This is a genomic window from Crossiella sp. CA198 (assembly GCF_052078295.1).
Lineage (GTDB): Bacteria > Actinomycetota > Actinomycetes > Mycobacteriales > Pseudonocardiaceae > Crossiella.
The window spans coordinates 157445-172271 of sequence record NZ_JBQJIM010000009.1 but is presented as its reverse complement, the minus strand read 5'-3'; the positions used below and the strand labels follow the sequence as shown (position 1 = coordinate 172271).

Genomic DNA, 14827 nt, shown 5'->3' with positions numbered 1-14827 from the left:
CGGAAAGCGCTTTCCGAATCGCGTTGGGTCAGTACGCTAGAGCCGTCGTCCAGCACGGTCAAGAGGGGGAGGAAGCCTGATGACGTTGTCCGGCCTCACGATCGAGCGGGTCGAGACCTTCGCGGTGGCGCTGCCGACCCTGCGCGACTTCGGCGTGGCCGGTGGCGCGGTCGCGGTGGCCGGGCGGCCCAGCATCCGGATCCTGGTCAAGGTCAGCGCGGACGGGGTGTGCGGCTGGGGCGAGGCCACCCCGATCCCGGCCTGGACCTACGAGACCGCCGAATCCATCGTCACCACCATCGACCGCTACCTCGCCCCGGCCATCCTCGGCCGCCCGGCCTGGGACCTGGACGGCGTGACCGCGGTGTTCGACCGCGTGATCAACCGCGGTTTCTCCATCGGCGCGCCACTGGCCAAATCCGCGGTGGACATCGCCCTGCACGACCTGCTCGGCCACGCGCTGGGGGTGCCGCTGGGCGTGCTGTGGGGTCAGCGCCGCGCCGAGCGGATCCAGCTGGCCTGGGTGCTCTCCGGGCAGACCCCGGCCGAGGTGGCCGATTCGGTGGCCGAGGGCCTGGCCGCGGGCTACCGGGCGTTCAAGGTCAAGATCGGTCTGCACGCCGAGCGCACCGACCTGGCCGTGGTCGCCGCGGCCCGCGCGGCCGCCCCGGACGCGCCGCTGTGGGTGGACGCCAACCAGGCCTACACCGTGGACAGCGCGCTCCGGCTGGCCCGCGAACTGCACGGGCTGGGCGTCACCGAGTTCGAACAACCTCTGCCTGCCAACGACATCGGCGGGCTGCGCCGGTTGCGGGTGCTGAGCCCGCTGCCGATCGCACTGGACGAGAGCCTGCGTCACCCCACCGATCTGGCCACCTTTATCCGTCTAGACGCGGTAGACGTGGCGATCGCCAAGGTGCAGCGCACCGGCGGCCTGACCCTGTCCCGCCGCCTGTGCCAGCTCGCCCAGGACAGCGGGGTGCGGCTGATGGGCTCCGGCCTGACCGACTCCGACCTGGGCCTGGCCGCCGCACTGCACCTCTTCGCCGCGCACGGCATCACCGGCCCGGTCGATCTCAACGGCAGGCAGTTCATCGACTCCGCCTACACCGGCGAGACAACGGTGCAGGTCAGCGACGGTGTCGCCCAGGTGCCGACCGGGCCAGGGCTGGGTGTGCAGGTGGATGAGGCCGAGGTGCGAAAACGAGCTGTGGACGTGCTCGCCGCCCCGTAGGGTCAGCTCGTGAGCACCGCCAGCCCGCGCCGCCGTGCGGAGATGTTCGTCCCCGCCGACCGCGACCCGAGGCTGGCCGCCCCGGCCACCGGCGCCGAGCGCGAGGTGTTGCTCGGCATCCTGCACGGCCAGCGCGCCACCCTGGAACTCAAGTGCGCCGGCCTGGACCGCGCGCTCGCCGACCGATCGGTAGGGCCGTCCACACTGTCCCTGCTCGGCCTCATCCGGCACCTGGCCGAGGTGGAACGCCGCTGGTTCCGCCGGGTGCTGGCCGGTCAGGACGTGCCGCCGCTGTATGTCACCGCGGACCGGCCGGACGCCGATTTCGACGGCGCCGCACCCGATCCGGCGGTCATCGAGGCGGCCTGGACCCACTGGCGGGCCGAGGTCGCCTTCGCCGAGCAGTTCGTGGCGGCGGCGGAGAGCCTGGACGTCGAGGGCGTGGACGGCTGGCGCGGCCCGGTGTCACTGCGCTGGGTGCTGATCCACCTGGTCGAGGAGTACGCCCGGCACAACGGACACGCCGATCTCCTGCGGGAGCGGATCGATGGCGCGATCGGCGTCTGAAATGGAGCACTGAGTTGCTAGTCGACCCGTCCAACACCGAACAACTCCGAGCCTGGGACGGCGGCCAGGGCGAGTTCTGGACCCGGCGCGCCGACCGCTTCGACGCGGGTGTGGCCCGCTACCGGGAGCACTTCTTCGCCGCGGCCGCGATCGAACCGGATTCCACCGTGCTGGACGTCGGCTGCGGCGCCGGTCAGGTCACCAGGGACGCCGCCCGCCAGGCGAAATCGGGACTGGCGCTCGGTGTCGACCTGTCCGCGCCGATGCTCGCGCTGGCCAGGGAACTCGCCGGCCGGGAGAACCTGCCGAACGCGGTGTTCGGCCAGCTCGACGCCCAGGTGCACCCCTTCGCCGAGCACGCCTTCGACCGGGTGGTCAGCAGGCACGGCGCGATGTTCTTCGGCGACGCCCCCGCCGCCTTCGCCAACCTGGCCCGCGCGCTGCGCCCCGGTGGTCTGCTCACCCTGCTGAGCTGGCAGCCGATGCCGCGTAACGAGTGGATGCGCACCTTCCGCACCGCCTTCGCCAACGGCGTCGAGCCCACCACGCCGCCGCCGACCGCGGGCGGGCTCACCGATCCGGACCTGACCAGGGACCTGCTGAGCACCGCCGGATTCACTGATATCGCGGTGGACCCGGTCAGCGAGCAGATGTGGTTCGGCCGCGATGTCCCGGACGCGCTGGAGTTCATCACCGAGCAGTTCGGCTGGATCATGCGCGAGCAGGACGCGGACACCCAGGCCCGGATCGTCGAGACGGTGCGGGCGGACCTGGCCGCGCACCTGGCCGAGGACGGCGTGCGCTACGGCTCGGCCGCCTACCTGGTGCGCGCCCGCCGCCCCTGACCCCTCACCAGCGCCAGGCGTACCGCAGCTCGGCCTGCCACTGCTTGCGGTCGGCGGGCCAGCCGCGGTCATAGGTCTGGTGGATCCGGAACCCCATGCCCACGCCCAGCGCGATGTGCTGATCCCGTTCCAGTGACAGGGAGAACGGCACGCCCTTGTCGTCGTACCAGCGCTCGTGCTGGCGGATGCACAGCTGGTCGCCGAGGAAGCTGTTGGCGCACGGCGCGGGCGGGTACCAGATCTGCTCGTGCCGGAAGTTCACCACCGCGCCGTTCGCGCCGACCTTGATCGTGCCAGTGGCGGAGAGGCAGTAGGCGGTGGCCGGGATGGTCCAGCGCACGTAGTGCTGTCTACCTCCACTAGACGGCAGTGGCCGCATGTTGGCGCAGTTGGCGTCACCCATGGACTCCGCGGTCACCCGCTGGGTGTTGAAGTTGCTGTTGGTGTGGTCGAAGTAGCCGTTGACCAGCAGCCAGTCCCCGTCCTTGACGAAGTGCTCGCCGTAGCCGGGCGGCCACTCCTTCGGGTGACCCCAGGCGATCTCGGACTCGGTCTTGTCCGCGTTGAGCGGTTTCCAGGCCCACTGACTGGCGACCACGCCCTCGGCCCAGAGCTGCCCGGCGGCGCGCTCGAAGACCAGCGCGTAGTCGCCGTAGTTGGGCGCGGCGACCGCGCCTGCGGTGGGTAGCGGCAGGGCAAGTGCGATGGCCAGGGTGACGGCGGCCAGGCGGCGGATCACGTGTCGAACCTCCGGTGCTCGGATGTGCCGCGGGCACAATCCCACAGTGATCGCTCCCCGCGGGCGGGTTCGCCAGGAGACGCCCCGCCCGCAGGGGAACCTACCGATCGGTCGGCCCCGGTGCGGCCAGCGTGACGATCTCCGGCTGCCGCCCCGCCAGACTGATCGGCACCCGGGAGAGCACCCGGAACCCGGTGGGCCGGACGTCGTGCTCCGGCAACAGCAACACCGCCCGACCGCCGGGCCGCAGTACCCGGCGCAGCTCCCGCCAGAAGCGGTCCGGGCGGCGGGCGAGAATCCCGGTGGCCGGAACCTGGCGGTCCCAAGGCGGATTGCAGAGCACCAGGTCGATGGAGCCGTCGGCAACGGGAATCCGCCCGGCGTCAGCCACGCTCCACGCAATCCTGGCCATTGACCGCCCGGAACCCGTCACACCCCAGCCGACTGCGGCTCCGGCGTGCCCAGGCCCCGTCACGTCCCAGCCGACTGCGGCTCCGGCCCGCCCAGATCCCGCCGTCGCCCAGTCGGTCCCGGCTCCGGCGCGCGTTCCGCCCGCGCCCCTGCCCAGGCCCGCCTCCGGCACTCCACCCCAGTTCGCCCGCGCAGCCGCCACCGCCCGCGCATCCCGGTCAAACCCCAGCACCACCTCCGCCCCAGCCAACGCCGCCTCCACCGCCACCGTGCCCGCCCCACAACACGGATCCAGCACCCGGCCGCCAACCCCACCCAGCCGAACCATCGCCGCGGCCACCGGCGGATGCACACTCCCTGCCCGCGTCACCCGCCGATACTCCCGCCGGTGCAACGGCCGTGCAGCAATCCGCAACCCCACCAGTGCCCGATCACCCTCCAGCGTCACCCGCCAGCCCAACCCGCCACCCGGCGGCGCGACCCCACCCCGCCTGCTCCAGTACGGCATCCCCAACCGCGCGGCCAGCGGAACACCCACCGCGTCCTCGATGTCATACCGGGTGAAGTTCCGCCGCCCCACGAACGAAGCCGAAACCTCAACCCCCGCAACGGTGTCCGCGCCACCACACTGCTTCCGCAACGCCAGCGACTCCGCCACCGGCATCGCCAGCACCGCGGCGGTCAGCCGCTTCAAGTCAGTCCGCGCAGACCCGACACCACGCACAGAAGCACCGTGCACCAGCACATCATCGGCACACCGCAACCCGAGCACCGCCGAAGTCGGCTCCGCACAACGGAATCCGACCTCCCGATACCCCACCCACTCCACGGCGCCCAGCAGGCGGACCTCATCGGCCGCCACCTGTTCCAGACCCTGCACCGTCCGCGCCACCAGGCGCGCGGCCGTCACCAGCGGACGACTGCGCCCGGACGCGGAGAAACACGAAAGATCACTTGATCTTCTCCCACGTCGCGACCCGGGATGGCGTCCTGCCGTCCCGCATCACCGGCGATGGGGATACCCGTGAGCCGCCGGCGGTCGCTCAGCGTCGGAAGAAGAAACTCATGGCGCCGACGGTATCGGCGGCGGCAACCGATTTTCCGCCCGGACCGTAACGCCACTGGATCAACTCACGACGTGCAGGTGATATCCGTCCAGGGGAGGAACGGCGAGTGAGTCTGACAACGTGGTGGCAGTCGCGTAAACGCAAGTGGCCGTGGGTGGCGGGGCTGGTCCTGCTCGGGCTGGCGATCATCGGCGGCCTGACCGGCGGCCGCGGCACAACGGTCCCTGGCACCTCGGTGACGGTGTCCGCGGTGGCCGAGACCCCGGGCGGGGTGATCGTGCCGCCGGGGGTGATAGGCAAGAACCCCAAGGAGGCCAAGGCCGAACTGGCGGCGCTGGGGTTCCGGGATGTGCGGGTGGAGTCCGTCGACGGGCGGCAGGTGATCGTGGAGTCGAACTGGCGGGTGGTGTCGGTGACCAGCGTGGGCACCGCGGTGGCCGTCACCACCGGGCTGGTGCTGCGGGTGGACAAATCCCAGTCCAGCACCACCACCGAGGCCCCGCCTCCGCCGCCCACCACCCGCAGGCCGGAGCCCAGTCCGGAACCGCCGCCCGAGCCGGAACCGACCCGGCAGACCAACCCGGCGCCGGTGTACTACAAGAACTGCACCGACGCCAGGAACAAGGGCGCCGCACCAGTGCGCAGGGGAGATCCCGGGTACGGGAGACACCTGGACGAGGACGGTGACGGGATCGGTTGCGAGAAGAGGTAGTCGGCCATCGGGGCGAATATCGCGGCGCGAGTGGGCAGAGATGATCCACTCGCGGGCGGGCAGGCGGAGCCGGGTGTTGACTCGGGGGCATGCGGCGGATCGTGATCATCGGGGCCGGGCAGGCCGGTTTGGTGCTGGGGCTGGGACTTCTGCGGCACGGTTACGCGGTGACTGTGGTCGCCGAACGGTCCGCCGCCGAGGTGCTGGCCGGACGCCTGGTCTCCAACCAGTGCGTGTTCCACCCCGCCCTGGTCCGGGAGCGCGAACTCGGCATCAACTTCTGGGATGATCGCGCGATCCCGGTGGAGACGGTCTCCTTCACCGCGCCCGGCATGTCCTGGCGGGCGCCGCTGGACCAGCCCGCGCAGTCGGTGGACCAGCGGGTGAAGGTCTCGGACTGGATGGCCGAGTTCACCCGGCGGGGCGGCGAACTCCGGCTGCACCGGGTCACCCCGGAGGAGCTGGAACCGTACGCGCGGGAGTTCGACCTGGTGGTGGTCGCGGCGGGCCGCGGGCCGCAGTTCGACCGGCTGTTCCCACGCAACCCTGAATTGTCGCCGCATACCCAGCCGCAGCGCGGCATCGGGGTGCTGTACGTGCGGGGTGGCACGCCGCCGCCCGGACTCAGCTTCGCGCTCGGTCCGCACGGCGAGTGCTTCGGGCTGCCGATCCTCTCCGTCGACGGGCCGGTCTACGGCGCCGGGATCTTCGCGGCGCCCGGCGGACCCCTGGACCGCTGGGACGACATCACCGACGTGCACGCGCACCTGACCCGCGCCCAGCAGCTGATGCGGGAGCATTTTCCTTGGCAGGGCGGCATTCTGGACGGCACCGAGCCGGCCGGGCCGCTGGAGTTCCTGCACGGCCGGATCACCCCGGTGGTGCGCCACCCCGTCGGCACGCTGCCCTCGGGTGCGCTGGTGCTGGCCATGGGGGATACCGCGGTCACCAACGATCCACTGTCCGGGCAGGGCGCCAACATGGCCGCGCACGCCGCCCGCAGTTACGAGGAAGCCATTGTGGCGCACGGGAATCGGCCGTTCGACGCGGAGTTCATGCACGGGGCGTTCGCCCGGTACTGGGCGCGGGCCGCGCACGCCACCCGGTTCAGCCTCGACCTGCTCGACCCGCCGCCCGCGCACGTCATGTCCACTTTGGACACCGCGCAGCGGGTGCCCGAGGTGGCGCACCGGTTCGCCCAGCTCTTCGCCAACCCGGTCGACTACACCGGCTGGCTCACCGAGGAGACCGCCGCGCTGGACTACCTCGCCGCCGCCTCAGCCCGCGCCGCCGCCCAGTAGCGCCTCGGCCAGCGCGGTGCGCGCGCTCAGCACCCCCTTGCCCACCCGGTGGCTGGCCACCAAACCCGCGCCACGCAAGGCGTTGAGGTGCTGGGACACCGCGCCCGCGGACATCCCGGTGCGGCGGGCCAGTTCGGTGGTCGAGGTGGGCGCGGTCATCTCGGTCAGCAACCTCGCCCGGGAGCGGCCGAGCACCGCGCCCAGGTTTTCCGTTGGGCCGGAAGGAGTTTCCCACAGTGCGGCGACACCACGGGCCGGGTAGGCGAGTTGCGGGGCCTCGCCCGCGGAGATGCTGAGCACCGAGGGCCAGACGAAGACCGAGGGGACCAGCACCAGACCGGGGCCGTCGGTGACATTCGGGGCCTGGCAGTGGGTGTTGGCCACGGTCAGCGCCGCACCGTCCCAGCGCACCGACTCGTGCAGGTCGTTGAGCAGCGCGCCGATGCCCTGCTCGGCCAGCACCCGGGCGCCGCGGAAGACCTCCCGGTCCAGCAGCGCCCGGATCCGCGGCCAGTCCGGCGCCAGCGCGTGCTGCCAGTACCCGGTGATCTCCGCGGCCAGCCGGGTCAGCCCGGCCACCGGATCCTGGTGCAGTGCCTGGATCTCCGGGGTCTTCGGGATGCCGGACAGGTCCAGGTGCGCGCGCACCAGCTCGGGCGGGGTGGCCCTCAGCGCGGCCAGTTCGACGGTCAGGTCCGGGGCCTGTGGCGGCGGGGTGAGGAAGTCCGGGATGTAGTGCGGTGTGGCCGGGACCAGCTGCCACAGCAGAGAGTCCGCGGGTGGATACGCGGTGCGGGCGACCCAGGGCGCGTGCAGCACCCGGCCCTCGCCGCCGCGCAGCACCCGCAATCCGGCTACCACTTCCCACAGACAGGACACGGACAGTCGCACCCTGGCCACACCCTGTGCGGCGAAACCGATCGCGACCACCAGACCTGCCCATCGTTTTAGCTGAGGCGAAAAAGATAGGCAGGTGCCGGTCCGGCACACAAGCTGGGGGAGTGAGCCGAACCCACCACGCCGCCGAGTTCCGGCGGCTGCACGAACTCCGCCCGCTGGTCCTGCCCAACGCCTGGGACCCGGCCAGCGCGCGCGTCATCGAGGCCGCGGGCGCCGCGGCCATCGCCACCACCAGCGCCGGCGTGTCCTGGGCGCACGGCCGTTCGGACGGCGAGGGCCTGGACCGGGCCGGGATGATCGCCGCCGTGCGCGCCATCCTGGACACGGTGGCCATCCCGGTCACCGCCGATGTCGAGGGCGGCTACGACGATCTGGCCGGCACCGTCGCCGAGCTGGCCGAACTGGGCGTGGCCGGGGTCAACGTCGAGGACTCCGCGCACGGCGTGCTGCTCGACCCGGCCGCCGCCGCGGACCGGATCCGGCTAGCCCGCAAGGCCGACGCGGACCTGGTCCTCAACGCGCGCACCGACGTCTACCTGCTCGGCGGCAGCGGTCCCGAAGCCCTCGCCGAGGCGATCGCTCGCGGCAACGCCGCCGTCGCCGCCGGTGCGGACTGCGTGTTCGTGCCCGGCGTCATCGCCGAGGACACCATCGCCGCGCTGGTCGAAGCCCTGCACGGCCCGCTCAACATCATGGCCATGCCCGGCGCTCCTTCGGTGGCCCGGCTTGGTGAGCTGGGGGTGGCCAGGGTCAGCGTGGGCTCGGGCATCGCGCAGGCCGCGCTCGCCGCCACCGAACGGGCGGCGCGGGAACTCCTGACAACCGGCGGCTACGGCGCGCTGGCCGACGGCCTGCCCTTCGGCGAGGTCAACTCGTTGTTTCGCGCGCGGTGAGTTCCAGTCCGCGCAGTAGCGGCAGGTAGACCTCGTCCACCAGGGCGTGCACGGTGTCGTCGGTGATCTTCTCGCCGCCGTGGATGGCCTCCAGGCGGACCAGGTTGATCGGCAGCTGGATGAGTCGCGGGGACAGTTCGAGGGGGTCCAGTTCCCCTCGGGCCGCCGCCTCGCGCAGGATCTTGGTCAGCACCTCGGCCAGTGGTGAGTCGTGCAGGCGTTCGCGCAGCACCGCGGTGATCTCCGGGTGCCGGAACGTCTCGCCCATCACCCCGGCGAGCATCTCGCTGAGCATGCCCTCGATCCGCCGCGCGATCTCGCTGAACATCTTGATCAGGTCGCCACGCAGGGACCCGGTGTCCGCGGGCAGCGGGTCCATTCGTGCGGGCAGCCTGCGGTTCCAGGCCGCCAGGACCAGTTCGGCCCGGTTCGACCAGCGGCGGTAGATCACCGGCTTGCTGGTCCCGGCTCGTGCGGCCACCGCCTCGATGGTGAGCCGGTTGTACCCGGTCTCACTCAGCTCGGTCCAGGCCGCGTCCAGGATGGCCTGTTCCAGCTCGGCACCGCGGCGGCGCGACTTCGGCTCGCTCACCCTGCCCCTTTAAGTACGTTGCGTTTCTTAGCTGGGGAGTCTACGTTGGAAAAGTAAGATACGGAACGTTTCTTCTGTGGGGTATTCGGTGTTGAACCGACTGTTACGTACCTATCTACGGCCGTACACGCGGGAGCTGTCGGCGGTGCTCGTGCTGCAACTCATCGGCACGATCGCCTCGCTGTACCTGCCCAGCCTGAACGCCGACATCATCGACCACGGCATCGCCACCGGCGATACCGGCTACATCCTGTCCACCGGCGGCTGGATGCTGGCCGTCACCCTTCTCCAGATCCTCTGCTCGATCGGCGCGGTCTACTTCGGCGCCCGCTGCGCGATGGCCTTCGGCCGCGATGTGCGAGCCGCGGTCTTCCACCGGGTCGGCGAGTTCTCCGCCCGCGAGGTCAGCACCTTCGGCGCGCCCTCGCTGATCACCCGCAGCACCAACGACGTGCAGCAGGTGCAGATCATCGTGGTGCTGGTGTGCACCATGCTGGTGACCGCGCCGATCATGTGCGTGGGCGGCATCGTGATGGCGCTGCGCGAGGACCTCGGCCTGTCCTGGCTGCTACTGGTCTGCGTGCCGGTGCTGGTGATCGCGATCGGGCTGATCATCTCCCGCACGGTGCCGCAGTTCCGCAAGATGCAGGACCGCATCGACCAGGTCAACCGGGTGCTGCGGGAGCAGCTCACCGGCGTCCGGGTGGTGCGTGCCTTCGTCAGGGAACCCAGTGAGACCAAGCGGTTCGCCGTGGCCAACGACGCGCTCACCGACACCGCGCTGCGGGTGGGCCGGGTGCAGGCGCTGCTGTTCCCGGTGGTCATCCTGGTGCTCAACGTCTCCGGTGTGGCCGTGCTGTGGTTCGGCGCGGACCGGGTGGACCTGGGGCAGATGCAGATCGGCGCGCTGACCGCCTTCCTCAACTACCTGCTGCAGATCCTGATGTCGGTGATGATGGCCACCTTCATCGCCACCCTGATCCCGCGCGCCGCGGTGTGCGCGGAGCGGATCAACGAGGTGCTGGACACCGAGTCCTCGGTGCGGCCGCCGGACAGCCCGGTGCGCGAGCTGCGCGGGCACGGCGAACTGGAGTTCCGGGACGTCGAGTTCCGCTACCCTGGCGCCGCCGAACCCGTGCTGCACAACGTGTCCTTCCGCGCGCGGGCCGGGCAGACCACCGCGATCATCGGCAGCACCGGTGCTGGCAAGACCACCCTGCTCTCGCTCATCCCGCGACTGGTCGATGTGACCGCGGGCGCGGTCTTGGTGGACGGGGTGGATGTGCGCGAGGTCGCGCCGGAACTGCTCTGGGAGCGGATCGGCCTTGTCCCGCAACGTCCTTACCTGTTCACCGGCACCGTGGCCGGAAACCTGCGCTACGGCAACCCGGCGGCGAGTGACGCGGAACTGTGGCAGGCCTTGGAGATCGCCCAGGCCAAGGACTTCGTCACGGACATGCCCGGCGGACTGGACGCGCCGATCACCCAGGGCGGCACCAACGTCTCCGGCGGGCAGCGGCAACGCCTGTCCATCGCCCGCGCCCTGGTGCGCGAACCGGAGATCTACCTGTTCGACGACTCCTTCTCCGCGCTGGACCTGGCCACCGACGCCCGGCTGCGCGCCGCACTGCGCCCGCACACCGGGCAGGCGGCCGTGCTGGTGGTGGCGCAACGCGTGTCCACCATCCTGGACGCCGACCAGATCATCGTGCTGGACAACGGATCCATCGTCGGCACCGGCACCCACCACGAACTGCTGGACTCCTGCCCGACCTACCGGGAGATCGTCCAGTCCCAGCTGACTCCGGAGCAAGCGGCATGAGCGCCCCCACCACGAGCACCGCCCCCCGGCCACCGGCATCGGGGCCCATGGGCGGGCGGTTTCCCGGCATGGGCATGCCGATGGGCAAGGCGAAGAGCTTCAAGTCCTCGGCGAAACGGCTCTTCGGCCGGATGCGGCCGGAGCGCCCGAAACTGTTCGCCGTGCTCGCCCTCGGCGTGCTCAGCGTCGGCTTCTCCGTTGCCGGGCCGAAGATCCTGGGGCAGGCCACCGACATCATCTTCAACGGCGTGCTCGGCCGGATGCGCGGCGATGCCAACGCGCACATCGACTTCGCCGCCCTCGGCGTGGCGCTGACCTGGGTGCTCGGGCTGTACCTGGTGGCCGCGGCGTTCGCCTACCTGATGGGCCTGCTGCTCAACGGGGTGGTGCAGCGGGTGGTGTACCGGCTGCGCGAGGATGTCGAGGAGAAGTTGCACCGGTTGCCGTTGCGCTACTTCGACAGCCAGCCCCGCGGTGAGCTGTTGTCCAGGGTCACCAACGACATCGACAACATCTCCACCACGTTGCAGCAAACGCTGAACCAGTCGCTGACCTCACTGCTGACCGTGGTCGGCGTGCTGGTGATGATGTTCACCATCTCCCCGCTGCTGGCGGTGATCGCGCTGCTGATCATCCCGCTGTCCATGGTGATCACCGCCCAGATCGGCAAGCGCTCGCAGAAGTTGTTCGTGGCGCAGTGGCGTGAGGTCGGCGCGCTCAACGCGCACATCGAGGAGGCCTTCACCGGTCACCAGCTGGTCAAGGTCTTCGGCAGGCAGCGGGAGTCCGAGGCGGAGTTCGCCAGCCGCAACGAGAAACTGTTCGGCTCCAGCCTGGGCGCGCAGTTCATCTCCGGGCTGATCATGCCCTCGATGATGTTCCTGTCCAACCTCAGCTATGTGCTCATCGCGGTGGTCGGCGGCCTGCGCATCACCAGCGGCGCGATGACCCTGGGCGAGGTGCAGGCGTTCCTGCAGTACTCCCGCCAGTTCACCCAGCCGCTGACCCAGGTCGCCTCCATGGCCAACCTGCTGCAGTCCGGCGTGGCCTCGGCCGAACGCGTCTTCGAGCTGCTCGACGCCGAGGAGCAGAAGCCCGACCCGGTGGAGAACTCCCTTCCGGCGCAACGACATGGCCGGGTGGAGTTCGAGCGGGTCAGCTTCTCCTACAGCAAGGATCAGCCACTGATCGAGAACCTGTCCCTGGTCGCCGAACCGGGTCAGACCGTGGCCATCGTCGGACCCACCGGCGCGGGCAAAACCACCCTGGTCAACCTGATCATGCGCTTCTACGAACTCGACGCCGGCCGGATCACCCTGGACGGCACCGACATCACCAGCCTGAAACGGGAGGACCTGCGCGGCCAGATCGGCATGGTGCTGCAGGACACCTGGCTCTTCGGCGGCACCATCCGGGACAACATCGCCTACGGCCGCCCGGACGCCACCGAGCCGGAGATCCTGGCCGCGGCCAAGGCCGCGTTCGTGGACCACTTCGTGCGCACCCTGCCGGAGGGCTACGACACGGTGATCGACGAGGAGGGCGGCAACGTCAGCGCGGGTGAGAAGCAACTGCTGACCATCGCGCGTGCCTTCCTGGCCGACCCGTCCCTGTTGATCCTGGACGAGGCCACCAGCTCGGTGGACACCCGCACGGAATCGTTGGTGCAGCACGCGATGGCCAACCTGCGCACGGCCCGCACCAGCTTCGTGATCGCACACCGGTTGTCGACGATCCGGGACGCGGACGTGATCCTGGTGATGGAGTCGGGGCGGATCGTGGAGCAGGGGGATCACGAGCAACTCCTTGCGGCGCAAGGGGCTTATCACCGGTTGTATTCGGCGCAGTTCAACGCGACGCCGTGAGTGAGCGGGGCGGCCGGGGTGTTCCGGCCGCCCCGCTGTGCTCGTCGGGCAGAAGGGTCAGGTCGCCTGTCGCCCGTCGCCCATCGGGCGCTGCCCGCTGCCCGCTGCCCGCTGCCCGCTGCCCGTCGCCCGTCGGGCGCTGGCCGTCGGGCGCTGCCCGTTGTGTATTGGGCGCCGCGCGCTGAGCGCTGGGGGCGGAGTCGCTGTCGGCGTGGGCTAATCCGCCGACACTCGCGCGGCCCCGATCATCTGCCGCCCGCGCGCCCGCGCGCCCGCGCGCCCGCCCGTCCGCCTGCCTCCCTGCCTGCCTGCCTCGCCGTCTACAGCCCTGGTGCCATGAGTGGTCGACCACTCATGCTCTCTGCTTCAATCCGAACCCGCCCCGCCCGCCCTGCCGCCTGCCGCCCCGCCCCGCCATCTGTTATCCCTCCGTCAGCAACCCCGCCACCATGAGCGGTCGACCACTCACAACCCTTGTTTCAATCTCGAACTCGCCCGCCCCGTCCCGACCTGTCCCGCCGTCCTGCCCGGGCGCCAGCGGCTCGCCAAACCAGCGATCGCCACCCATCGGATCAACCGCTCACCGAAAACGTCTACATTGCGAATGGTCGCTCATCCGCGGTTATGCTCCGCCAAACGATCAAACGAACACGGGCGGTACCGGATGCGAGAGCCAAGCGAGGCCAGGCGTCGACGGATCCTGGCCGCCGTCCAGTCCCGTGGCTCGGTCCGGGTGACCGACCTGGCCACCGAGCTGGACGTCTCGGTCGTCACCATCCGCCGCGACGTCGAGGAACTCGCCAAGGCGGGCACCCTCCGCCGCGGCCACGGCATCGCCCGCTCCCTGCGCGCCCCCGAACCCACCCCCGCACCCCCGCCCGCCGAGGGCGGCGCGGTCGCCCTGGTCGTCCCGGAACGGCACGCCTACCTGCACGAAACCATGCACGGCGCCCGCACCGCCCTCGAAGAGGCCGGGATGCGGGTGGTGCTGCACATCGCGCCGCAGGTCGCAGGCGCGGAGCGGCCGATCGTGGAGCGGGTGCTGGCCGAGGACGTGCGCGGCCTGCTGATCGCGCCCCGCTGGCGGACCACGGCGGCCGAACTCGCCGACGACTGGCTGGCGGCGGTGCGGGTCCCCCTGGTGCTGATGGAACGCAGGCCCTGGCCGGGCAGCGCGTTGCACGGACTGGACTCGGTGTGCACCGACCACTGGTACGGCATGCACCTGGCGGTGGCGCACCTGGTCGCGCTGGGACACCGGCGGATCGTGCTGGCGGCGCGGGATGACAGTCCGACCGCGCGGACGTTGCGGGCGGCGTTCGCGGAGATCGCCTCGTACCGGGCGGAGATCGAGGACTGGGTGGTGGTCCTGAGCGCGGCGGACGCGGGGGCGGAGGCGCCATCCGGGCAGGTCGAGCCAAGCCTGGCCATCGCCGCCGGGTGGATCCCGGCCGGAGTCGACCCGGGGTCGGCGCTGCACGAGGCGGGCGCGTCGCGTATCGCCGCCGCGGCAGGCGGCTGGAGGCCGCGGTTGTCCGGGCCCCCCGAAGCCGCACCCGCCCTGGCCGCCACCCTGCGCGAGCACCGCGCCACCGCCGCCATCCTGCACGGCGACGTCGACGCACTCATGCTCGTCCAGCAACTCGCCGAAGCCGGGATCCGGGTCCCCGACGACTGCTCCATCGTCGCCTACGACGACGTCGTCGCCGCCCTCGGCAGCCCGCCCCTCACCGCCGTCGCCCCACCAAAAGCCCAGGTCGGACGCGCCGCCGCCGAGCTGCTCCTGCACCGGCTGGCCACCCCGGGCGAATGGCGGGCTCGCCGGGTGGAGCTGATCCCGGACCTCAAGGTGCGGGGGTCCACCCGATCGATTTGATCG

At 71.0% G+C, this 14827-nt stretch carries 13 protein-coding genes; 9 read left to right on the top strand and 4 right to left on the bottom strand.

Annotated elements, in window-relative coordinates; genetic code table 11:
- The first annotated feature begins 79 nt into the window (after positions 1 to 79).
- Genes ACTOWY_RS17115 through ACTOWY_RS17105 form a run of 3 tightly spaced genes read left to right on the top strand, consistent with a single transcriptional unit; the run spans position 80 to position 2646 of the window.
- Positions 80 to 1234, top strand: a complete 1155-nt coding sequence (locus tag ACTOWY_RS17115) for a mandelate racemase/muconate lactonizing enzyme family protein (RefSeq protein ID WP_441310616.1) — start codon at positions 80 to 82, stop codon at positions 1232 to 1234.
- Positions 1235 to 1276: 42 nt separating this feature from the next.
- The gene (locus tag ACTOWY_RS17110) at positions 1277 to 1801 is read left to right on the top strand and encodes a DinB family protein (protein ID WP_441310732.1); all 525 of its coding nucleotides are present in this window, start codon (positions 1277 to 1279) and stop codon (positions 1799 to 1801) included.
- 14 nt (positions 1802 to 1815) lie between these two features.
- Positions 1816 to 2646, top strand: coding sequence for a class I SAM-dependent methyltransferase (locus tag ACTOWY_RS17105; protein WP_441310615.1), 831 nt, complete (start codon positions 1816 to 1818; stop codon positions 2644 to 2646).
- A gap of 4 nt (positions 2647 to 2650) precedes the next feature.
- Here ACTOWY_RS17105 and ACTOWY_RS17100 read toward each other — a convergent pair whose 3' ends face one another.
- Positions 2651 to 3385 (bottom strand): hypothetical protein, encoded by a 735-nt coding sequence (locus ACTOWY_RS17100; RefSeq protein WP_441310614.1) that lies wholly within the window; start codon positions 3383 to 3385, stop codon positions 2651 to 2653.
- 100 nt (positions 3386 to 3485) lie between these two features.
- Complete coding sequence (locus ACTOWY_RS17095; protein ID WP_441310613.1) at positions 3486 to 4706, bottom strand: methyltransferase domain-containing protein; 1221 nt, start codon at positions 4704 to 4706, stop codon at positions 3486 to 3488.
- A 263-nt stretch (positions 4707 to 4969) separates the two neighbouring features.
- Here ACTOWY_RS17095 and ACTOWY_RS17090 point away from each other — a divergent pair, with 263 nt between their 5' ends.
- On the top strand, positions 4970 to 5575 hold the full coding sequence (locus ACTOWY_RS17090; protein ID WP_441310612.1) for an excalibur calcium-binding domain-containing protein: 606 nt from the start codon (positions 4970 to 4972) through the stop codon (positions 5573 to 5575).
- 89 nt (positions 5576 to 5664) lie between these two features.
- The gene (locus ACTOWY_RS17085) at positions 5665 to 6876 is read left to right on the top strand and encodes a styrene monooxygenase/indole monooxygenase family protein (protein WP_441310611.1); all 1212 of its coding nucleotides are present in this window, start codon (positions 5665 to 5667) and stop codon (positions 6874 to 6876) included.
- On the opposite strand, the gene ACTOWY_RS17080 is transcribed toward ACTOWY_RS17085, so the two are convergent.
- Positions 6853 to 7806, bottom strand: a complete 954-nt coding sequence (locus ACTOWY_RS17080) for a winged helix-turn-helix domain-containing protein (protein ID WP_441310610.1) — start codon at positions 7804 to 7806, stop codon at positions 6853 to 6855. The genes ACTOWY_RS17085 and ACTOWY_RS17080 overlap by 24 nt on opposite strands.
- A 71-nt stretch (positions 7807 to 7877) precedes the next feature.
- Here ACTOWY_RS17080 and ACTOWY_RS17075 point away from each other — a divergent pair, with 71 nt between their 5' ends.
- Positions 7878 to 8669: an isocitrate lyase/PEP mutase family protein gene (locus ACTOWY_RS17075; RefSeq protein ID WP_441310609.1), complete on the top strand. Its 792-nt coding sequence runs from the start codon at positions 7878 to 7880 to the stop codon at positions 8667 to 8669.
- Here the strand turns inward: ACTOWY_RS17075 and ACTOWY_RS17070 are convergent.
- On the bottom strand, positions 8644 to 9261 hold the full coding sequence (locus ACTOWY_RS17070) for a TetR/AcrR family transcriptional regulator (RefSeq protein ID WP_441310608.1): 618 nt from the start codon (positions 9259 to 9261) through the stop codon (positions 8644 to 8646). The two genes, ACTOWY_RS17075 and ACTOWY_RS17070, sit on opposite strands and share 26 nt — an antisense overlap.
- 88 nt (positions 9262 to 9349) lie before the next feature.
- Here ACTOWY_RS17070 and ACTOWY_RS17065 point away from each other — a divergent pair, with 88 nt between their 5' ends.
- The 3 genes from ACTOWY_RS17065 to ACTOWY_RS17055 all read left to right on the top strand — a co-directional run bounded on the left by ACTOWY_RS17065 (position 9350) and on the right by ACTOWY_RS17055 (position 14824).
- Complete coding sequence (locus tag ACTOWY_RS17065; RefSeq protein ID WP_441310607.1) at positions 9350 to 11083, top strand: ABC transporter ATP-binding protein; 1734 nt, start codon at positions 9350 to 9352, stop codon at positions 11081 to 11083.
- Positions 11080 to 12948 (top strand): ABC transporter ATP-binding protein, encoded by a 1869-nt coding sequence (locus tag ACTOWY_RS17060; RefSeq protein ID WP_441310606.1) that lies wholly within the window; start codon positions 11080 to 11082, stop codon positions 12946 to 12948. Before ACTOWY_RS17065 ends, ACTOWY_RS17060 begins: the two co-directional genes overlap by 4 nt.
- Positions 12949 to 13612: 664 nt before the next feature.
- Entirely contained in the window at positions 13613 to 14824 is a 1212-nt protein-coding gene (locus ACTOWY_RS17055; protein ID WP_441310605.1) for a substrate-binding domain-containing protein, read from the top strand.
- The last annotated feature ends 3 nt before the right edge of the window (positions 14825 to 14827 follow it).